The following is a 21,292-nucleotide window of genomic DNA, read 5'->3' as shown; positions in this document are numbered from 1 at the left end:
TTTTATCATGTGGTCTTTAGAAAAGACTTCATTACACTTTGCTTAGGAGGCAACTACATGATAAAAAAAATAGTTACAATGGTACTGTTCACGCTGATTCTAATTATTTCAGGCTGTTCCGGAAATGCACAAAACAAACAACAAAAACAACTTACAGATAATATAGGCAAAAAGGAACAACCATCTCATAGTAACGAGAGTCAACTAGAAACCCCTACAATAAAAGTGGATACTAATGCTACACAATCAGAACCGGGATTACTTACTGTCGCTGATCCTGAAAGTATCACCGTTCTTGTAGACAAAAAATATGCATTTCCGCAAGGTTATGAACCGAAAGATCTCGTTTACCCAAATGTTCCATTTATTTTTAATGAAAAAATAGAAAAAAGAATGATGAGAGCAGAAGCGGCGAAGTATCTTGAAAAAATGTTCCATGCGGCTAATGAACAAAATATACCTCTAGCAGGTGTTTCAGCCTATCGTTCTTATCAAACTCAAACAACCATATTCAATAATTATGTTAAAAAGGATGGAATTGAAAAAGCAAAAACATATAGCGCTGTTCCTGGAACAAGCGAACATCAATCAGGATTAACCATTGACGTTAGCGGATTGGATGGATCTTGTGCAGCAGAAGACTGTTTTGCAAATACAAAAGAGGCAACCTGGCTTAAGAATAACGCCCATAATTATGGATTTATCATTCGCTATCCAAAAAACAAAGAAAAAATTACTGGCTATCAATATGAACCTTGGCATATTCGTTATGTTGGAGTTAATTTAGCCACTGAGTTATTTAAGCAAGATTTAACACTAGAAGAATATTATCATGTTGCACCTGTGAACTCAGACGGAAAATAATAACGTCCATCTTAAAAAATATAAAATTCTTCTAAAAATATGTATTTTATATAATGAGGGAGAAATGAATGAATAAAATTTGGGATGATGAATGATGAGCTCCTATTGTAAAATGTACCCTGTAGAGTAGACACGTAAAAAAGCCTACTCTACAGGGTATTTTTATATACAATGAATGAAACGGGGATAGGAATACAAATTTATAAGTAAAAAATTCTTTACAGATAAAGAGATAAAAATTCTTTCTAATAATCAGTATGTAAAAATCAGTTGCTATGAAAGGAAATTTATTTAACCTAGGGTTGTTTATTTTTTACTGGGAATAAAGAAATACCTAAAAAGCTTTTCAGTGTTTATCCTACATGGCCTAACAACAGCATAGCTGTCATGTTGAAAAATTCCTATAATAGTTAGTATAGGAAAAAATGGTTGAAATATCTACGCTGTATATTTTAGACGATATGAATCTTAAAAAACTAAACAAGGAAGTGATTATTATAAAGCTGGATGGAAAAAATGTAATTCTTTCAAGAGTTACTCCGGATGATTTGGATTTTATTTGTGAACTAGAATGCAATAAAGATATTTGGTTATTTGAAGAATATATTGAATCAGATATGAATGTCGTTAGAGAAAAGTACCTACAGAAGATGAATACTCCGTATAGTTATGATTTTATTGTCAAAAGCACCATAGAGGGAGAAGTTAAACCAATTGGACTAGCCCAAATATGGTGTTATGTAGAGCATAGAAAGAGTTGGGAGATTGGTTTTGCAATTCTTCCAATTTACCAAGGAAATGGTTTTGGGTATGAAGCAACGAAACTTTTAATAGGGTTTGCATTCGAAAGATTACAAGCTCATAAAGTAGTTGGAATGTGTAATTGTAACAATCTTAAATCTGTAAAATTAATGGAGAGATTGGGCATGAGAAGAGAGGGAACATTTCAAGAAGAATTGTTCTGGAATAACCAATGGCATGATCAACATTTTTATTCAATACTAGATAGAGAGTATCAATAATATTGTGAGCATTTCAAAGTAGGCATCAACTTTTACAAAGTATTCACATATTGGAAAACAAGCGCTACCTCTTGGCATTAGTAACCGTTTTCCATATGCAAAAATGGTAAACATCCTGTATAATCAAAATGTCAACTAAATAAAAAATCCGCATAACGCGGTAGAGGTTCTAGCTACCCTCTTAAAAAAACTAAGGGAAACAGGACTGCTTTCGTTAGTAGTCCTGTTTTTCTGTTCAAAGGAGAGTTTAAGATGAAGAAAAAAGAAAAAGCGGTTGTTGTCTTTAGCGGCGGCCAGGATAGTACCACTTGTTTATTTTGGGCGAAGGAACGATTTGAAGAAGTTGTTGCAGTAACCTTCGATTATAATCAGAGGCACAAGTTGGAAATTGAATGTGCCAAAAATATTACGAATCAGCTTGGTGTCAAACACCATATTTTAGATATGTCCTTATTAAATCAATTGGCTCCAAATGCTTTAACCAGAGACGATATCCAGGTAAAAGATGGGGAGAACGGAAGTCTGCCATCTACCTTTGTTCCTGGAAGAAATCTGTTGTTTATGTCCTTTGCAGGTGTATTAGCTAGTCAAGTGGGGGCTAAACATATTGTAACTGGAGTCTGTGAAACTGATTTTAGCGGATATCCCGATTGCCGAGATATTTTTGTGAAGTCTTTGAATGTTACTTTAAATCTTTCGATGGATCAGGATTTTGTAATTCATACCCCGCTAATGTGGTTGGATAAATGTGAAACTTGGAAACTAGCAGATGAACTTGATGCTTTTGATTTTGTACGTGAAAAAACTTTAACTTGCTATAACGGGATCATAGCGGATGGGTGTGGAGAGTGTCCTGCCTGTAAGCTAAGAAAAAATGGTCTAGAAGAATACTTGAAAATAAGAAAATAACCGTTTTAGGAGATGACCAGCATGTTACAGCAATTTTACCCACAACCAGCTCCACATCCATATCGTTTTGAATTAAATAAAGATATGAATTTCTCAACTGCTCATTTTATCTCTAACGAAAAGGCAGGGAAGTGTTCTTTTACTCATGGGCACACCTATTTTGTTAATTTAACGATTGCCGGGGATGAACTGGATGAAATGGGGATGTTAGTGAATTTTAGTGATTTAAAGAAATTAGTGCACGGGAGATATGATCATCAGCTGTTAAATGATTTTCCTGAATTTGAAAAGTTGACTCCTTCAACAGAGGTAGTTGCCCAAACCATCTATGAATTGGTTGCGAATTATTTAGATACTTTATCTAATAAACCTATTTGTCTACAAGTGTTAGTCCGGGAAACACCTACATCTTACGTAATATATAGACCCCAATTTAACGAAGGGAACGAAAAACATGAGTAGCAGTAAAATTCCTGTTATTGAAATATTTGGTCCCACGATTCAAGGAGAAGGAATGGTAATAGGCAGAAAAACCATGTTTGTTCGGACGGCAGGCTGTGATTTTCGATGTGTTTGGTGTGATTCTGCTTTTACATGGGATGGGTCTGAAAAAGATAATATTAGATTACTAACTCCATCGGAAATTTTTCACGAACTAAAGCAGCTTGGAAATCAAAATTTTAATCACGTGACAATCAGTGGAGGAAATCCCGCTTTAATCGGAAAACCGATGATGGAATTCATTGAACTATTACATGAGCACGATATAAAAGTAGGATTAGAAACACAAGGAAGCCGTTGGCAAGATTGGTTTCGGTCAGTGGATGATTTAACGATTAGCCCGAAACCTCCTAGCAGCGGGATGAATACGGACTTTGATGTATTAGATAGTATTATAGAAAATTTAGCAGGAAAAAGAATCAGTCTAAAAGTAGTTGTCTTTAATGATGAGGATTTTGATTATGCCAGAATGGTCCATAAACGATATGATGCTATTGATTTTTATTTATCGGTAGGGAATAAAGATCCTTATGAATCAGGTGATATTTCATCACGATTACTTATGTCTCTTGATTGGTTATGGAGTAAAGTGATGGAAGATCCTGAAATGAATGGTGTACGAGCTTTACCGCAACTACACGCATTAGTTTGGGCAAATAAGCGGGGTGTTTAAACGATGAACCACGTATATACGGTTGAAAATAAAGAGATTGATGTAGAAATAAAAAAGCAAAAAATTTCACAGCATTTTGCTAGTATTATAGAGGAACTTGGATTAGATTTAAATGATCCCTCTATTAAAGACACGCCAGAAAGAGTAGCTAAAATGCTTGTAAATGAAACATGTAATGGATTATTTTCCAATCCGCCTAATATTACAACATTCCCATTAGATAAAAATACATCAAGAGAGCTTGTAGTAATAGAAAATATTCCTTTTAGCTCTTTATGCGAGCATCATTTTCAGCCTTTTGTTGGAACGGCAACCATTGCCTATCTTCCAAATGATAGAGTAATGGGACTATCCAAAGGGGCAAGAGTTTTGGATTATTTCGCTTCCCGACCACAAATTCAAGAACGACTTACAAATGAAGTGGCAGCATATTTGTATGAGCAATTAAATGCTAAAGGGGTATTTGTTATGATTAAAGCGGAACATTTCTGTATGAAAGTTCGCGGGGTAAAAAAACATCAGTCCGCTACAATTACAACTGCTAGTCTTGGAGACATTGATAAGAAAGATGTCCTTTCTTCTATTCAACTAGCTAAGATGAAGTAGCTTTCGCACAGACTTTTATGCTTCAACTTTAGTAGAATGACTCGTTCCCTATAACGTTGAAAAATATGTTTAAGTTCAGGGATAGATAAATGAGAATAAATTTCAGACCTATTGAACACTCAAGTATTAGAGTTCAATAGGTCAGTTTTTTGCACTTATGTGGTACAGAAACGATTCACGGATTGAGAGGCCACGGAGATTTAATTTACTGCTGCTTCCTGAAAAGAATCTATGTTAATTTATATTAGATTTGACTTTAATATGGATGTGCGAACCCCATCAGTGTGGGGTTGATTATATATATAGGACAGATTGCCCCAAAATCGACAAGTGCACCTTTACGTCTACAAGTACCGATACGCAGTAAATGATCAAACTTTATGTCAAAACTACACCTTGACTACTTTTAACATTTGTCGAATGGCTCCTAGATGATAGGCTGAATGAGCCAAAGAAGATAACAGTTCATTGGCCAGTGGTTCATTCCATTCTATAACGTCAATCGATTCCAACAGTGTTAAGTATTCATTTCGCAATCCTTCCTGAATTCGGTTCCATTGCTGTTCATCTACAGAATGAATTTCCCAACTCTTTCCCCAATCCATTTTCGGTTGTTTCCCATTTTTTAAGATTTCATTGGTACCCCACATGTGATAGCGGACATGATCCGTATGTGCAGCCAATGTTTTTAAATATCTGAAAAAACCTGTATGTTGATAGCACGCAAAATCGAGTAGGAGATGATTTGGATTTTGCCAATACAGTAAGTTGGCACGATAGCAGTGAGAAATCACAGGAGTTACTCACGAGTTACGAGAAGCTGGTAAACTGGAGTTTGCATGCTAATATCCTTACCAAACAACAATCGCTTTCACTACTAAAAAAAGCAGAAAATCAACCTTCTAAGGCAGAAGAGGTTCTCCAACAAGCTATTGAGCTGCGGGAAGCGATTTTCCAAATTTTTAGTCTAGTATCAAACGATGAAACACCAGCCTCTAAAGATCTTTCCATTTTTAATGAAGCCTTAGCCAATGCTTACGGGATGATGCGAATAGTGCCTGGTGAAAATAAATTTTCATTGGAATTTTTGAATGGTGAAGAAAGATTAGACGGAATGCTTCCACCGATTGTTCAATCTGCTATAGACATTCTTACTTCTGAAAAAGAACTAAGCAGGGTGAAAAAGTGTGAAGGGTATCCGTGTGGTTGGCTTTTTTTCGATACAAGCCGCAATCGCAGCAGACGTTGGTGTTCGATGGCAGACTGCGGGAATCGAGCAAAAGCAAAGCGATTTTATCATAATAAAAAATAATAGCTCCTAATACGGAGTTATTTTTGCTTAAAATGGCACAATGCCAACATCTTTTCAAACATCCACAAACGGGCACTTTTCCTAGTAAAGAAAGTGTCCTTTTCTTTGTGTTTCAAGTATGTAACTCAACACGACCAAAGCCAGTGGTAGTCTTTCTTCAGATAACGTATCAATTGATATTGCTGGCTCTAAAGTTTGGAACAGATTCACCAACAAGTGCAATGGCATTTGTGTATGCCGATATTGAATGGATTCAGTTTTTTGATGAACAAGCTGTTGATAAAATTCTCCGCACGAATGCACTTAAATGGTGTTTCAAATAATTGACTGTGCTACATTTAAAATGGAAAAGTATAGCATATAAATGAATATACAGAATGTAAAATTGTTGATAGTTTGTATTATGATGGGAGGTTAATAGCAATCTGAAAAGGATATGGACTTTCAGAAAGTGGTTAAAAATATTTAGTCGAGCAGTGAATGTAAATAAAGCTGAAACAAAAATTACGAAACAGTCAAAAGGGTACTTGTAAGCAGCAACATAGAGCCAGCAGTTCGATGATCGAAATATATGATAAAAATCTCAAGGATGAAACGAAAGGAGTTGGTAATAAATATGAAAAGATTTAAGTGGTTAGCATTCGGGTTATGTATAGTAATTTTACTATCATTATATCTTTATCAGAATTACATATATTATAAGATTCCCTTCAATCCTATTAAGGAGTACGCATCCGAATCCTTAGTAGACTTTCATATTACAAAAAATCTCCCTAATGGTGAACCAGTCAATGGAAAATGCCATGAATCGAAAACGTTGGGCTTAGTTTTGGAATACTTTAGCAATCTAAAATTAATACCTTTAAAGGATAATGATAAACTAACATTATCTCCTAATAAAGGAAATGGAACCTATTTAACAGGGATGTTAGAGTTTAAACAGTCAACAAAGATATTTATCTCAGATATATATATAGATAACCCTACTGTCCTTTATATTGGTTCTACTACACATGGGTTCAAGGGAACAGGATATTATAAAATTGTAGATTCTAAGTTTGATTATAACTATATTTTTGATTTGATTGGTGATAATGAAACTGTTGAATAACAATGAAGGTGCTATTAGGTAGTCTCATTAGACCTTTTTGCTTAATATTGAATGGACTAACTTATCTTTTCCCAGAATCTTAACCTGTCAAGTAATATTCCATAGGGGTCAGTCAGGCAGCGTTTTATCGAAAATGATGGGAGATGGAAGTAAAAGATACGTAATAAGGAATTGGAAATTTTACGCATGTGGCCCCTCAATCCTCAAATCGTCTCTGCATCCCCATATGAATCCTCATCCTTTTCTTCAGCAAAATTCGCTATAATCATTCCATATTTACCATTAATTGATATAATGAAAATATAGTATATATGAAAAGGTGGAGCGACCGTTGGTAAATTTAAGTAAAGTCGAATTAACAAAAAAAGGGCAGTCTATTAATCTTACAAAAAGCAATACGCAATCTATTGGTGAAATTCTCGTTAATCTAAATTGGAATCAGCAAACGAAAAATTCAGGGGGCTTCTTTTCTGCATTGTTCGGAAAAGGGAATGCAGGTGTCGATCTGGATTTAGGTTGTTTATATGAGTTAAAAAATGGTGAAAAGGGATGCGTGCAGGCACTTGGAAATTCATTCGGTTCTTTCCGTGGTGTTCCCTATATGGAGCTTGACGGGGATGATCGGACAGGGGCAGTTTCAGGTGGAGAAAACTTACGAATTAATGGGAATAAAATTCAAGATATTAAAAGAGTTCTAGTGTATTCGTTTATCTATGAAGGAGTAGCGAACTGGTCGCAGGCGGATGGAATCGTAACGATTAAGTATCCTTCTGGTCCTGACATCGAGGTAAAATTGGACGAACACCGTAATGGTAAAATCATGTGTGCGATTGCCATGATTGAAAATGTTAAAAACGAAACTTTTAAAGTACAGCGTTTGGTGGAATACTTCAATGGCCATCAAGATATGGACCGAGCATATGGCTGGGGTATGAAGTGGGTTGCCGGCAGAAAATAAAGGGTAGAAAAGATGCTTTTCCAAGAATGGATTAAGCATCTTTTTGTTACTATCTCCTTATTGCAAAGGCATATCAAACCCTAAATATATTGTTACACATTATTCCTTTTTGTTAAAGGAAGACGAACTTAGTCCTATTTATATTACCTCTTTACCACGGGGCTCGTTTGTCATCTATCGAGAAGGGATAAATTTGAAAAAATGTCTTCCTTCATTATCATAGAGATGCGTTAGTGATTAAATCGTTCCAGTCGGTATCTTTAGAATGGCTTAACGACCATAAGCACCAATATGGCAATCATCAGCAGTTGTGCCGCCGTCTCGATTGGTACGAGCTTTTTCATCAATAGTCCGAACTCGGCGGGTATTTCATTACCTTGGTCTTGACTTTCAGATACAATCTTTATGATCTTTTTCATACGCGGCTCAATCAATCCGTCGATCATGACGACCATGAGCAACGATAAAAGGAAGGATAGATTTAGCCACATTTGAGATAATCCCATCTTGGTTACGATCATAAGCCAAACCCCTGTTATGATAAGTACGGTTCCGCCAATTTTAGGTATTATGGCAAGCTTGGTTGTTATACCAAAAGCAAAGTGAAGCTGACCAACGGTTCTAGCGGATCTTCGAATGATGGGCGTCACGAAAGCTGGACCAATTATGGCAATCGAAGCCAAAATATGCAAAACGAGCAGTAATAGTAAGCCAAACAAACCGATTATCTCCCTTCTCCTCGATAGGCAAGACCGACCCTTTTTCTTTTAAACGATCCTCCGAGCTCTATATGGTCCAGCATACATTTCGCGACATCATCATAAGCAACATCCAGCTCTTGTAATCGGCTGAACAAGTGATGGGTTATTTCTGCCTCGGAATATTCCTTGATCTTCTCCGGAATCGGAATAGGCAAGGTTTCCGTTGTTACATGCAGATGAACCGGAACTGGATGCTTTATCGAATCACTCATTGTTCCCGGACACATAATGGACCAATCCAGTTGTGTCTGCTGAAGCCGTTCGAAATTCCGGTTGTGATTTTTATACTCAGGAGGGAAGCCGGGTAAATTGTTGCCTATAAGATCAGTATATGGAATACCAAGCAGTCCGGCTCCTCCCATGATCCATACCCGCCCAGAGAAACTAGGTTGGAATTCACATTGGGTTATAATGTTATCGACGATACGAACAAACTCTTCTCCCTGGCCCGCATGGCCGGCTGCAATAATAGCTGCGTCTTGGTGCGCGAGCGCCTCACCGACACTGACCGGGTCCATTATATCGTCCACGATCACATTTACATATTGTGCGGAATGTTCATCTAGTTGATCAAACAGCTTCTTAGAATTTCGCACAAATGCGGTCATTTCATGCCCCATTTTTAACCCTTGCGCCAACACTCTTTTTCCTGTATTCCCCGTCGCTCCAAAAACAATAATTTTCATTGTTCTTTCCTCCCTTAAATGGATCCTAATATTTGGTTAGCTCAAGCTTAGCATCGTCTTTATATTCTGTTAAGAACCCACTTTAAAGTAAGGAACTTACTTTAAAGTAAGCATGACTGAAATGGGGAGACTTAAATGTTCACGCAGAGGACGGGAAATTTCTAAAGATTAATTAGCTTAATCCCGAAAATTATTTCACAACAGGGTGCCCACGGTAGGAAAACAAAAACTGCCCGGTAATCCCCGTGGCAGCTTTTGTCTTGAGTGTTTGAATTTGTGTACAAGTTCATTGAACCAGCTTTAAGACGCTGGTTCTTCATATTTCCGCTTATTATGATTTTCTCCCCAAGCACACATGACTTCTGCTACAGGGATCAATGTTTTGCCGTATTCACTGAGGGAATATTCAACTTTTGGAGGGATGGTAGGGTAGATTGTTCTATCGACTATTCCTTCTCGTTCCAAATCTCGGAGATGTTGTGAAAGCATTTTTTGTGAAACATCAGGTATAAGCTTTTCCAGATCGCTAAATCGCTTATTGGATTCAATCAAATGCCATAAAATCATGGGCTTCCATTTACCACCTAAAACATGAATGAGAGTCTCAACAGGACATTCACGCTGATGAATCATTGATAAATCATCCCCTTACTTTAATCTAAAGTAAACACTTTTCAAAATTTTACAAAAGATTTGCGATCAAGTCAATCAATTGAAACTAAAAAAGGATTGTAGAAGGCTTTGATAACGTGCTGTTAGTTCCATATACCAATATAATAAACGCTCAGAGCTTTTATGCCCTAAGCAACTTTAATGTCAATTATTGTATATCTTGTTTATTCGAAAGCTAATTTATTATTTATCCCGCAAATTAGCAATTTTGGGCTTCAAAACGGTACCCGTTATCATAATCAACCTTTATTTTAAACATAGTAAATTTTTCCTTTACAGTTAGATAGGTTAAATTATAATATATTTTTAAAATGTGACAATAGAATATGGAATCAACATAGAATTTAGTAATTCCTTCAGGAGTTATTTTAGAGTAAACAGATTTCCGTCAGTTCAATGCCAATCTGTGAAGCTTTAAGGCTGAGGGTATATCAAAAAAATTTATTTTCCGATGCTGGCGCATGGAGCAAATGGTAAAGGAGTTCTTATTATTGCTAAAAAAAATAGAAGATCATCTTGGTAGATTAATTGAATTCGAGTATCCGCCAAAGAGAATAATCTCGCTTTGTCCGGGAATCACGGACACTTTATTTTCTTTACAACTTGAAAACGAAATAATTGGCAGAACGAAATATTGCATCCATCCTAATGATAAGGTAAAAACTGTGGCTACTGTTGGAGGCACTAAAAAGATTAAGATGGATATCATTCATAAGTTAAAACCGGATTTAATATTTGCGGAAAAGGAAGAAAATACAAAAGAAATGGTTGAAGAATTAGAAGAATTCTTTCCAGTGTATGTAGCGGAAGTGCAGTCTATTAAGGATGCTTACCGCATGATTCATGATGTTGGAGTGGTGACAAATCCAGAAAAATTAGCGGAACAATTAGTAACCACTATTAAAGCCAAATTTCATAAACTCCCGCAGGCTCATGGAAAAAGAGCCGCTTATGTAATATGGAGAAAGCCATACATGGTTGTTGGGAAAGAAACATATATCCATTCATTACTGGAAAAAATTGGCTTTATTAATCCGTTTACTGAACTCAACGGGAGATACCCAGTTGTTAGTAGAGAAGATTTCCAAAATGCAAAGCTCGACTATTTACTATTGGCTACGGAACCATTTCCATTTCAAGAAAAACATAAATTAGAGTTTGCCGAATTTCTTCCTAACATAGAGCAAATCATTGTTGATGGAGAAATGTTCTGGTATGGTCCGAGAATGCTTGAGGCTACGGAGTATTTTAAAGATATATTAGGGGACTTATAGCTGCTGATACTAAAAGAAACCCCTTCATGCTATTACGGGTTTATTTTAGCGGTGCAAACATTATATAGCAAAACGTACTTGAATTCAGAGTGCGTTTTTTATTGATTTATCAACATTTTGCCGAATTTTAAATGCTAATCGTTTGCTAATGGTATGAAATAGAATTTTTTGTGGTTTAGTATGTGGGGTATTTTGTAATTACAGAGATTGTTGATTTGATTTAAATGGGTAACCACGGCTGGATTAGCGGGGCAGAGGAGACAGAACCCACAAATGCTCCCCACGACGCATCTAAATGAGTTTACTTGTTTTTTTTGAAACATAAGAAGATTTATCCTTAATCGAGTAATCAGTGATATTTAAAATAAGCGGATTTTTTCCGGTTAAACCGCAGAAAAGAACTCGGTTCGAGGTATATAGGCGGAGATTTTCCGATTAAGCAAAGCAAAATTACCGATTTTCATGTTTTTTGCAGTCAATAGTCGGAATCCTTCCGTCTATTTAACCTATTTTCAATGCTATTTCCTCATTAAGAGAAATTTTTCCGCTTATTTATTTAGTGAAAAAAGAAAATTTCCTCATATGACTAGGTTGGCCGGTTTTTTAACAAGCCCAAATTGGGAAAATGAATTTAGTTTTGGATTAGGAACCTTACTGGATGGGTTTACAGTAAGGTTAAGTGGTGAGAATAAACTATCATGAGCTTTGTCATCGGGGTTTTCGTGAAATTTAAAATAAAATAACGGCAGACTATGACTTAAAAATAAAGTCATAGTCTGCCGTAGTTTTATAAAAGTTTAATGACTACTTTGTTTAAGCAGCTTCCTTTAACTCCACATTCTCTTCTTTTTTCTTCTTTTTAACTGGAGACAGACTTCGTTCTAACCATCCCATAATAAAGTCAGCACCAACTGCCATTACTGCGGTAGGGATAGCACCGGCAAGAATTATTGGGGTTCCATTTGTTACGTTTGTTCCGCGGACAATGATGTCACCAAGACCGCCGGCTCCTACAAAGGTTCCGATAGTTGCAATCCCAATTGCGATAACCAGCGCATTTCTTAGACCTGCCATAATAACGGAAAGCGCTAGGGGGAGTTCTACCATTCTTAACACTTGAAATTTTGTCATTCCCATTGCCTTACCTGACTCTAATAAGAAGTGATCGACATTCACGATCCCAGTGTACGTATTTTTTAGAATTGGTAATAGGGAATATAGGAATAGGGAGAGGACAACCGTGTTTGTTCCTAATCCCATCACTAGCATTAGCACGGACACCATCGCCAGGGCAGGAATGGTTTGAATGATATTTGCCAATGATAAAAGCCATGCACTTAATTTATGATAGCGCGCCATTACGATGCCGAGTGGAATTGCTACAATGGCTGCGAATAACACTCCGTATGCTGACATGAGAAAGTGGCGGTAAAATTGTTCCCAAACGTAACTTCCGTTTTGAATATAATAATTAACAATTCCGTTTAGTGTGGCCATACAAGCACCTCTCTCTCAGAAAATAAGATTGTTTAATTTTTTTACCAAATTTGCTTCGGACTAGCGCAAGCAACATCCGTTAGCGAATTTCTATGTCTTCGGATAAGGATAGGAGCTTCAGATCGTAATGTAATTCGTTATATTGTTCCTGTTATTCCATGTCAGCCTCGGTATTGGGCACGATTCTCCTAGTATTGTTCCTGTTATTCCATGTCGGCCTCCGTACTGGGCACGATTCCACGGGTATTGTTACCATTTTTCCTCATCAGCCACCATATTGGGCACGATTCTCCTGGTATTGTTCCCGTTATTCCATGTCCGCCTCGGTATTGGGCACGATACCTCGAGTATTGTTCCCGTTATTCCATGTCCGCCTCGGTATTGGGCACGATTCCACGGGTATTGTTACCATTTTTCCATGTCCGCCACCATACTGGGCACGATTCTCCTGGTATTGTTCCTGTTATTCCATGTCAACCTCCGTATTGGGGACGATTCCACGGGTATTGTTACCATTTCTCCATGTCCGCCTCGGTACTGGGCACGATTCTCCTGGTATTGTTCCTGTTATTCCATGTCCGCCTCGGTATTGGGCACGATTCCACGGGTATTGTTACCATTTTTCCTCATCAGCCACCATATTGGGCACGATTCTCCTGGTATTGTTCCCGTTATTCCATGTCGGCCGCGGTACTGGGCGCGATTCTCCTGGAATTGTTCCTGTTATTCCATGTCAGCCTCGGTATTGGGCACGATTCCACGGGTATTGTTACCATTTTTCCATGTCCGCCTCCGTACTGGGAACGATTCCGTCCGTATTATTCCTTTTTATCCTCAGCCACTGTCCTTCCTATATCTCGCCTAAACATACTATATCCGGTACGCTAGCGCGGTTTCACTTTACCCGCTTTTCTTACTCAAAGTAATGATTTTTCTCCAAAAATTCCTTCGCAACAGTAGAAGGTTCCTTCATTTTTCCATCGCTTTCATAGTTTAATTGTTGCATTTTTTCCGTACTAATTTTTCCAACCAATTTCTGTAAAACCTTTTTAAGCTCAGGATGTTGTTTTAATACATCATTTCTTGCGACTGGTGAAGCATCATAAGGAGGGAAGAAATGCTTATCATCTTCCAGAACCTTTAATTTGTACGCGTTGATTCTTCCATCTGTTGTATAGGCTAATACGACATCCATTTTCCCGCTTTGGACGGCTTTATAGACGAGACCGATTTGCATTGGAAAAGTGTGGCCGAATTCAAATCCGTATTCTTTTACAAATCCTTCATAACCGTCGCCTTTCCGTTTCAGCCAAGAGTTGTCGACACCAAGTCTCAAATCATTAACCAATGGTTTCAAATCAGATACTTTTTGAAGATGGTGTTTTTCAGCAAAATCTTTAGAAACGGTAAATGCATAGGAGTTAGCAAATCCATAGGAATCAAACCATGTTTGATTAAAGCGTTTTTGAAATTCCTTTTGAACAATTTTTAATGCTTCTTTAGGATCTTTCACCGGTTCCATTCCTAAAGCTCCCGGTAAGTCTGTTCCGGTATAGCGAACAGAGGAAATGTCCACATCTCCATTTTCCATTGCTTGGTGGAGAACAATGGAAGAGCCTAAATTATTGACGATATCAACTTTTAAATTGGTATAATGTTCAATCATATATTTTTCCATATAGCCTAATATTTGTGATTCTGTCGTTACCATTGATCCGATTTTGATTGTTTTATTAGAAGATGCACTTAAGCCTGGCAAGGAGCATCCGCTAATAAGCAATGAAAATGACAGAACAAGGATCATCATCCATTTGCTTTTTTTCATAACTAGCTCCTTCCTAGACAGCTTCATTTACTTGGCGAATCCCTTTAGGAGTAGCCCATTTTTCCAGTTTTCCTAATAGAAAATCGACTACTAATGCTAAAATCGTAACAGGGACTGCACCAGCGATAATATATTGTGTTTGATATAAGTTAAGTCCGCTGAAAATATAATCTCCCAGTCCTCCTGCTCCGATAAAAGAGGCAAGGGTGGCCCAACCAATTAAGTAAACCGTAGAGAGACGGATTCCTGCCATGATAACTGGTATGGCGAGTGGAATCTCTACATAACGGACCCGTTCCCATCCAGTCATACCCATCCCGCGTCCTGCTTCGAGCAGATTCTGTTCTATTCCTTTTACACCAGTGTAGGTGTTTCTTAGGATGGGTAGGACTGAATAGAAAAATAGAGCAATGACGGCAGGCTTCACTCCAACCCCAAGCAGGGGAATGAAAAAGGCTAATATAGCAAGACTCGGAAAGGTTTGGATAACGCCTGCGATGCCCATGACAATTCCGGCCACTCTCGGCACTCGCGTTAACGCAATCCCGAGGGGAACGGCAACGATAATACCGAGTATGACTGCAATAATAGATATATAGAAATGCTGCCATGTCTTAAATAATAATTCGGTCCAATTGCTATTTAAAAACTGTAGTAAACTATCCATCTGGATTCCTCCTATCCTACATGTTTTTCTTGAAGTTCCTCTTCTGAATCACCCCAAATGGAATCATAAACAATATCAACTAGACTTGCTCTAGTGACAATTCCTACTAAACGCTGTAACTCATCCACAACAGGGACATATTTCATTCCTCTTTTCAATATTTGACGAATAGATTCTCGTACGAGAGAGTCTTTTTGAACCGCAAACACTTCTGTCGCAAGAATATCTCCAACACTTACAGATTTTCTTCGATTTTGATCAATCATTTCTACGTCGATATATCCTTTTAAAATTTGGTACTGATCCACCACTAAAAGGGAATCTACTCGTTGTTCCTTCATGATTTGAATAGCTTCTGATAAGGTTTTATCTTCTGTAATGGTGATTGGTTTAGGATTCATCACTTGTTCAACCGTTTGAATATTAGGTCTTGCCTGCAGCAATCGTTCTTTTCCAATGAATTCTTCAACAAAAGAATCAGCTGGTTCTCGTAAAATTTCATCTGGTGTGCCGATTTGTACCAATTGTCCGTCCCGCATAATGACAATGCGGTCAGCAAGCTTCAATGCTTCATCCATATCATGGGTAACAAACACAATCGTTTTTCCTAATGTTTTTTGCAGTTTTTTGAATTCGTCTTGTAAGGAATCACGTGTAATGGGATCCAAAGCACCAAACGGTTCGTCCATTAGGATCAATGGCTGGTCGGCAGCTAAGGCACGCAATACCCCAATCCGCTGTTGCTGACCGCCGCTTAATTCATGTGGATAACGATCTAAATAATCTTCTGTCATGTTGACGAGTTTCAGTAGCTCTTTGGCCCGGTCCCGGCGTTTTTCTTCCGGCCATTTTAATAGTTTTGGAATGAGTGAAATGTTTTGTTGAATCGTCATGTGGGGGAATAAACCGATTTGTTGAATAACGTAGCCGATTTCCCGTCTTAATTGGACAGGATCTTTTTCTAAAATATTTTTTCCATTAATATAAATACTGCCGCTTGTAGGTTCAATCAGTCGGTTAATCATTTTCATGGTCGTGGTTTTCCCGCAGCCGCTTGGACCAATAAATACAATAAATTCACCGGGCAGAAACTCCATGTTCAAATCCTTAACCGCGGTTTTTCCTCCTTTATACACCTTAGTTACATGATCAAATTTCAGCAAATTAAAGCACCTCCGTAAATCCTATATTTATGGCTATTACTATTTTAGTATATTGTAAAGTTTGTGAAATAAAAAGTTTATAAAATGTACATATTTCATGATTATCATACGAATATAGATTGTATAATGTTCTAATATTGTAATTACCCAACTTTTCTAAAAAATACTCCTGAATACTGCCGTATATCAGATTTTATTTTTATATGGATGTATGTTACAGTGACGTAGTATAATTGGTAGTCGAAAGGAGATTGCTACCGGTGGATGAAAAGCCCTTAGAAATCATTAATCAAGTGAAAGACCAATATATAGAAAAAATTGCTGATAATATGCGTGCATATGGAGTCTCTTCAACAGTAGGGAGAGTGCTTGGGATTATATATATGAACCGCAAACCGATGACACTGGACGAGCTTTCAGCGGAAACTGGCATGAGCAAGACACGAATGAGCCAGGTTGTACGCGAAATGGTCGAAATTAATATTGCGGAAAAAGTCTTCGAAAAAGGGGTTCGCAAAGATATCTACGATGTCGAAGATGATTATTACGAAACCTTTATTACTATTTTTACGTCCAATTGGAGAAAAACCATTAATCGAAATAAAATGTTTGAAAAGAAAGTATTCCGAGAATTAACGGATCTAAAGGAAAATGAGGAACTATCACCTGAACTTGAGGAAAAAGTAAATGAATTGCTAGTCGAAATGAAAAAGTGGGCCGATTATTATAATTGGTTGACTCGCCTAGTTGAGTTTTTTGAAAGCAATGAAATATTTAAACATGTTCCAAAAACATGAGTAATCACTGAATCAAATAAGGAACCCTTCCTGATTAATCATTTGGAAGGGTTATTTTGTTCCATGGGATATCAATACTAGTTGATCTTTAAGATAATCTTGCCAATATTCCGGTTGTCTTCCATATATTGATGCGCTTTTTGCACCATGTCCAGAGGGAATGCCTCATCGATTACAGGCATTATTTCTTTTCGTTCGATATATGGCGCTACCGTTTCCATAAATTCTTTTGTTAAAAGTGCTTTATACTCATCGCTTCTAGGGGTTAGTAAGGTTCCAGTAATTTGAACGCATTTTGACATAAGGCTGAATAAGTTCATCTTTTCTACTTCACTGCCACCTAAGATTCCGATAAGTACCCAACGACCTTCTTTTTTGATGCTCGCTAAATTTTTTTCCCAATAATCGGCACCAATAAAGTCTAAAATTAAATCTGCACCATGACCGTTTGTCGCTTTTAGAACCTCTTCTTCAAATGACTGTTCCTTGTAATTTATTAGTACATCAGCGCCAATCTCTCTGCAAAAGTCAAGCTTTCTTTTTGAGCCAGCAGTAACAATAACTTTGGCATTACTAAGTTTTTTTGCTAATTGAATCGCAGCGGTACCGACGCCGCTTGCACCTGCATGAATTAACACAGTTTCTTGTTCCTGCAATTTTCCAATCCAATACAGTGTTTGATAGGCAGTTAGGAACACCTCAGGAATACCTGTTGCTTCTTCAAACGATAGTGAGTCAGGAATTTTCATCGCACGATCAGCGGGCATGACGGCATATTCAGCATATCCGCCGCCATTAACAAGGCCCATTACTCTGTCACCGATTGAGAAAGTTTCATTTCCATTCGTTTCTACAACAGTGCCAGCAATTTCAACCCCTAAGATTGGATTGAGAGCATAACCAGCTTTTCCCTCACGAGTGACAATATCTGTTCGGTTGATTGCAGCAGTCTGTACTTTTATCAGTAATTCTCCTTTTTTCGGTTTTGGAGTGGGCATTTCAACTATTTCAAGTTGTTCTGGACCTCCTGGTTTTTTTACGATAACAGCCTTCATTTTGAACACTTCCTACTATGAATTATTGTTAAATCACCATTTAATAGGATAACCATGACCAATTAATTTAGTGTTTGGTGAAATTTTATTTTGGTTTTAAGGTCTGCCATTTATCCTAAAGGAACATTTCCCGAGAATCAAATAATATGCAATTGCTTTTTAAAAAGGCTCTTTTCATATACTTTGTTATTTTTGTAAATGAAATTCTGAGTAACAACCTCATTTAGATTAAAAATAACAAAAGATGCCCCGAAACTTAGGATTTATAACCAATGACGACAAGTAACAATTAGTACGAAAACAGCCTTTAAAAAAGGAAATTACATAAAAATGTCTAAATATAAATTATTAGAAACATGGTGATGTGATTCGGGATGTAAAAGTGAGAATTGGTAAATTTGCAGAAATAAATAATGTAAGTATTGATACGATTAGGCATTATATGGATCTTGGTCTGATCGTTCCGGAAAAAAGAGGGGGGCAATATTTTTTTGAGGAGCGCCGTCAAAATGATTTAGAGTTCATTTTCGAATTGAAGGGGAGGGGATTCAGTTTAAACGAGACTAAAATGATTTTTCTTTATCAAACTTTTGCTAAATTTACGGATTATGAAAAAGATACATACTATCAATCTCTATTTATCGAGAAATATGAGAAAATCGAACAGGAAATAAAGTCTTTAATCGAAATAAAGGAGAAGCTGAGGACAAAATTGGATTATTTAACAGCTAAATGGCTGATTCCGCAACATTGTTCGTCGTTTGTTATAAATCCTACGTAGGATTGGTTTCGGGGCAACTTTTCTTACCAAATTTATTCACTTTTTAAACAAATAACATATAAAAGCAACAAAGTTTAAGAAAAGAGCTTTGGTAAAAGGTAGGGTTTGCACTATCTTTTTTATTTTTGCCTAAATTATTCTTTGAAATTACCTATTGATGTCGGGTTCACACGACTTCTTATACTTATAAAAAAGTATAGTGAGGTGCAGAAAATGGATGCAATAAGTTTGAAAATGAACGATGAAAGATATCCAATAGCGAAAAAGAATTTATTACTCTTTTCTACAGGGAAAACTATTTCGATATTTGGTAATGTCATTTTTAATTTTGCTCTAGGGTTATATGTTTTAAAGCTAACAGGATCAGCATTAAGCTGTTCCATGACCCTAATAATTTCACAAAGGTTGGAAATCAACTTTGAGACTGGAAAAATGAGTGTTTAAATTGTTGTAAATTATGGTGTAAGAAGACACTAAAATTCTTCTATCTACTATTTCGATTTTTGTCGGTTTCAAGCCGTTTTTAACAAATTTCATATAAAGAATGGCAGGTAGCTCGCCATTCTTTATATGAATGATTAACCTTAACTATTCCTATTGGCCGATTTCCCTAACGCATCGATAACGTGAGCAGTACAAATCACACCATTTAAGAAGTTTTTGATTTTAATATTTTCGTTAGGGGAGTGGTTTCCCTGATCAAAGTTCGCATACGGAACAATAACAGAGGGAAGTTCCAGTAGTTTTGTCCATACATAATTCGGCAATGACCCACCCATGCCTGGTTGAATGAGAGGTTCAGTTTCATAGGCCTGTTGAACCGCATGGACGACTGTTTGAACTACTTTCAATTCCGCATTGGTTCGCGAAGGCTGCATCGATCCTAAATAGGTAACCTTCACATCCGGAGCATGCTCCGACACATGAGATTTAATTTTATTAAAAATATCCATTGGATCTTGATCTACAACAAGACGAATATCTAATTTTACGCGGGCTGTTGAGGGAATAATCGTTTTTACTCCTTCCCCTGTGTATCCACTTTCGATTCCGCAAATATTAAAAGTAGGTTCCATGATTAACTTTTGATAATAGGTTTCACCGTTCATATGTAATTGCGGATACCCAATTTTTTCTCCTACGCTTTTGGCATCAAAAGGAATTTTCTTTAATAATTCTGTTTCATAGTCGGATAAGGGAAGAATGTTATCGTAGAATCCTTCAATCAATACGTTTCCTTCTTTATCTCTCATCGTCTGCAGAAGGTCTATCAATTTCCAGACAGGGTTCGGAACAATATTTCCTTTATTACCCGAATGGTTATCGCGATCAGCACCTTTTGCTTCCAACTCGATTGCCAGCATTCCTCGAACGCCCAATAAAACGATAGGTGATCCGCTTTCATGTAAGGAACCATCGGAAGTGTATACTAAATCTGCTTTCAATAATTCTTTATGTTTTTCTACGAAAGAAGCTAAATGAATGCTGCCGATTTCTTCTTCTCCTTCAAACACAAATTTTAGATTAATAGGTAATTCTCCAATTGTTTCTAAATATGTTTTCACACCAAGAAGTTGTGCGAGTAGCTGTCCTTTATTGTCACCAGCACCTCGTGCATAGATTCTTCCATCCCGAATCTCTGGTTCAAATGGATTAGATACCCATTTTTCGAGCGGTTCTGGGGGCTGCACATCATAATGACCATAGATTAAGAGGGTAAAGGTATTTTCCGGATTGATGAGTTCCCCATATACAACTGGATGACCATCTGTATCAATGAGCTTCGTTGTGATCCCGATTTCATTCATCATTTCCATAACAAGCTTCGCACATTCTTCTACGCCGTCATTTTGTGCACTAATGCTTTTTTGACGTAAAAGGCTATATAGTTGATCTAAAAATGCAAGCTGATTAGAATTAGAAGCTACAAAATCTTTTACTTTTTCCATGCTCATGTTAAGAACTCCCTTTCAAATGTTGTGATCAGTATTTTTATTATATACAAAATATTCAGTATATGTATAATAATGGACATGATGATTGGGAAAATAGGGGGATACTCGATTAGGGAATATTTATATTTTCTGATTTATATAAAAAATCCGCCAGTATTATGATATATAAATAGTATAACCTACTAAATGGAGGGGAAAAGGAG

At 37.0% G+C, this 21,292-nt stretch carries 21 protein-coding genes, 3 pseudogenes and 1 riboswitch; of the genes and pseudogenes, 14 read left to right on the top strand and 10 right to left on the bottom strand.

Features of this window, described 5'->3' with window-relative positions:
- The first annotated feature begins 57 nt into the window (after nucleotides 1-57).
- The 6 genes from AN964_RS11995 (at nucleotide 58) to folE (ending at nucleotide 4,575) form a co-directional block, all read left to right on the top strand.
- Nucleotides 58-864, top strand: coding sequence for a M15 family metallopeptidase (locus AN964_RS11995; RefSeq protein ID WP_055739903.1), 807 nt, complete (start codon nucleotides 58-60; stop codon nucleotides 862-864).
- A gap of 425 nt (nucleotides 865-1,289) precedes the next feature.
- Nucleotides 1,290-1,886, top strand: coding sequence for a GNAT family N-acetyltransferase (locus tag AN964_RS11990; RefSeq protein WP_235950569.1), 597 nt, complete (start codon nucleotides 1,290-1,292; stop codon nucleotides 1,884-1,886).
- Between the two features lie 157 nt (nucleotides 1,887-2,043).
- Nucleotides 2,044-2,086, top strand: a riboswitch (PreQ1 riboswitch).
- A 52-nt stretch (nucleotides 2,087-2,138) separates the two neighbouring features.
- Nucleotides 2,139-2,795, top strand: coding sequence for a 7-cyano-7-deazaguanine synthase QueC (gene queC / locus AN964_RS11985; protein ID WP_055739902.1), 657 nt, complete (start codon nucleotides 2,139-2,141; stop codon nucleotides 2,793-2,795).
- Nucleotides 2,796-2,816: 21 nt separating this feature from the next.
- Nucleotides 2,817-3,257 (top strand): 6-carboxytetrahydropterin synthase QueD, encoded by a 441-nt coding sequence (gene queD / locus AN964_RS11980; RefSeq protein ID WP_055739901.1) that lies wholly within the window; start codon nucleotides 2,817-2,819, stop codon nucleotides 3,255-3,257.
- The gene (gene queE, locus AN964_RS11975) at nucleotides 3,250-3,969 is read left to right on the top strand and encodes a 7-carboxy-7-deazaguanine synthase QueE (protein ID WP_055739900.1); all 720 of its coding nucleotides are present in this window, start codon (nucleotides 3,250-3,252) and stop codon (nucleotides 3,967-3,969) included. The genes queD and queE overlap by 8 nt, the downstream gene beginning before the upstream one ends.
- Before the next feature lie 3 nt (nucleotides 3,970-3,972).
- The gene (gene folE, locus AN964_RS11970) at nucleotides 3,973-4,575 is read left to right on the top strand and encodes a GTP cyclohydrolase I (RefSeq protein ID WP_055739899.1); all 603 of its coding nucleotides are present in this window, start codon (nucleotides 3,973-3,975) and stop codon (nucleotides 4,573-4,575) included.
- A gap of 389 nt (nucleotides 4,576-4,964) precedes the next feature.
- Here the strand turns inward: folE and AN964_RS11965 are convergent, their stop codons facing one another.
- Entirely contained in the window at nucleotides 4,965-5,258 is a 294-nt protein-coding gene (locus AN964_RS11965) for a hypothetical protein (RefSeq protein ID WP_055739898.1), read from the bottom strand.
- A gap of 62 nt (nucleotides 5,259-5,320) precedes the next feature.
- Between AN964_RS11965 and AN964_RS11960 the strand changes: the two genes are divergently transcribed.
- The 4 genes and pseudogenes from AN964_RS11960 to AN964_RS11945 all read left to right on the top strand — a co-directional run.
- Complete coding sequence (locus AN964_RS11960) at nucleotides 5,321-5,887, top strand: CGNR zinc finger domain-containing protein (protein WP_235950570.1); 567 nt, start codon at nucleotides 5,321-5,323, stop codon at nucleotides 5,885-5,887.
- Between the two features lie 32 nt (nucleotides 5,888-5,919).
- Entirely contained in the window at nucleotides 5,920-6,210 is a 291-nt protein-coding gene (locus tag AN964_RS11955; protein ID WP_152982377.1) for a hypothetical protein, read from the top strand.
- A gap of 293 nt (nucleotides 6,211-6,503) precedes the next feature.
- Nucleotides 6,504-6,998 (top strand): hypothetical protein, encoded by a 495-nt coding sequence (locus tag AN964_RS11950; RefSeq protein ID WP_055739895.1) that lies wholly within the window; start codon nucleotides 6,504-6,506, stop codon nucleotides 6,996-6,998.
- 334 nt (nucleotides 6,999-7,332) lie between these two features.
- Nucleotides 7,333-7,956: pseudogene (locus tag AN964_RS11945) on the top strand (TerD family protein); the annotation flags it as partial.
- Between the two features lie 260 nt (nucleotides 7,957-8,216).
- Here AN964_RS11945 and AN964_RS11940 read toward each other — a convergent pair.
- The 3 genes from AN964_RS11940 to AN964_RS11930 all read right to left on the bottom strand — a co-directional run bounded on the left by AN964_RS11940 (nucleotide 8,217) and on the right by AN964_RS11930 (nucleotide 10,036).
- Complete coding sequence (locus AN964_RS11940; RefSeq protein WP_055739893.1) at nucleotides 8,217-8,681, bottom strand: DUF2269 family protein; 465 nt, start codon at nucleotides 8,679-8,681, stop codon at nucleotides 8,217-8,219.
- Nucleotides 8,681-9,403, bottom strand: coding sequence for an NAD(P)-dependent oxidoreductase (locus AN964_RS11935; protein WP_055739892.1), 723 nt, complete (start codon nucleotides 9,401-9,403; stop codon nucleotides 8,681-8,683). The genes AN964_RS11940 and AN964_RS11935 overlap by 1 nt, the downstream gene beginning before the upstream one ends.
- 300 nt (nucleotides 9,404-9,703) lie before the next feature.
- The gene (locus AN964_RS11930) at nucleotides 9,704-10,036 is read right to left on the bottom strand and encodes a winged helix-turn-helix transcriptional regulator (protein ID WP_055739891.1); all 333 of its coding nucleotides are present in this window, start codon (nucleotides 10,034-10,036) and stop codon (nucleotides 9,704-9,706) included.
- A 530-nt stretch (nucleotides 10,037-10,566) separates the two neighbouring features.
- Between AN964_RS11930 and AN964_RS11925 the strand changes: the two genes are divergently transcribed.
- Nucleotides 10,567-11,349, top strand: coding sequence for an ABC transporter substrate-binding protein (locus AN964_RS11925; RefSeq protein ID WP_152982376.1), 783 nt, complete (start codon nucleotides 10,567-10,569; stop codon nucleotides 11,347-11,349).
- 813 nt (nucleotides 11,350-12,162) lie between these two features.
- On the opposite strand, the gene AN964_RS11920 is transcribed toward AN964_RS11925, so the two are convergent.
- From AN964_RS11920 to AN964_RS11905, 4 genes are all read right to left on the bottom strand, one after another.
- Nucleotides 12,163-12,846, bottom strand: a complete 684-nt coding sequence (locus AN964_RS11920; RefSeq protein WP_055739890.1) for an ABC transporter permease — start codon at nucleotides 12,844-12,846, stop codon at nucleotides 12,163-12,165.
- A 913-nt stretch (nucleotides 12,847-13,759) separates the two neighbouring features.
- On the bottom strand, nucleotides 13,760-14,671 hold the full coding sequence (locus AN964_RS11915; RefSeq protein WP_055739889.1) for an osmoprotectant ABC transporter substrate-binding protein: 912 nt from the start codon (nucleotides 14,669-14,671) through the stop codon (nucleotides 13,760-13,762).
- 13 nt (nucleotides 14,672-14,684) lie between these two features.
- A complete protein-coding gene (locus tag AN964_RS11910) occupies nucleotides 14,685-15,338 on the bottom strand; it encodes an ABC transporter permease (protein ID WP_055739888.1) in 654 nt (217 codons plus the stop codon).
- Between the two features lie 11 nt (nucleotides 15,339-15,349).
- A complete protein-coding gene (locus AN964_RS11905) occupies nucleotides 15,350-16,501 on the bottom strand; it encodes a betaine/proline/choline family ABC transporter ATP-binding protein (protein WP_055739887.1) in 1,152 nt (383 codons plus the stop codon).
- Between the two features lie 260 nt (nucleotides 16,502-16,761).
- Here AN964_RS11905 and AN964_RS11900 point away from each other — a divergent pair, with 260 nt between their 5' ends.
- Nucleotides 16,762-17,298, top strand: coding sequence for a GbsR/MarR family transcriptional regulator (locus AN964_RS11900; protein WP_055739886.1), 537 nt, complete (start codon nucleotides 16,762-16,764; stop codon nucleotides 17,296-17,298).
- 77 nt (nucleotides 17,299-17,375) lie between these two features.
- On the opposite strand, the gene AN964_RS11895 is transcribed toward AN964_RS11900, so the two are convergent.
- Complete coding sequence (locus AN964_RS11895) at nucleotides 17,376-18,353, bottom strand: NAD(P)H-quinone oxidoreductase (protein ID WP_055739885.1); 978 nt, start codon at nucleotides 18,351-18,353, stop codon at nucleotides 17,376-17,378.
- 382 nt (nucleotides 18,354-18,735) lie between these two features.
- Here AN964_RS11895 and AN964_RS11890 point away from each other — a divergent pair.
- Nucleotides 18,736-19,080: pseudogene (locus AN964_RS11890) on the top strand (MerR family transcriptional regulator); the annotation flags it as partial.
- Nucleotides 19,081-19,368: 288 nt separating this feature from the next.
- Nucleotides 19,369-19,530: pseudogene (locus AN964_RS11885) on the top strand (MFS transporter); the annotation flags it as partial.
- A gap of 188 nt (nucleotides 19,531-19,718) precedes the next feature.
- Here AN964_RS11885 and AN964_RS11880 read toward each other — a convergent pair.
- Nucleotides 19,719-21,089, bottom strand: coding sequence for a M20/M25/M40 family metallo-hydrolase (locus tag AN964_RS11880; protein WP_055739882.1), 1,371 nt, complete (start codon nucleotides 21,087-21,089; stop codon nucleotides 19,719-19,721).
- Nucleotides 21,090-21,292: the final 203 nt, after the last annotated feature.

It is taken from the genome of Heyndrickxia shackletonii, assembly GCF_001420715.1.
Lineage (GTDB): Bacteria > Bacillota > Bacilli > Bacillales > Bacillaceae_C > Margalitia > Margalitia shackletonii.
The sequence above is the reverse complement of the archived record's forward strand: the minus strand, read 5'-3'. Positions and strand labels throughout refer to the sequence as shown.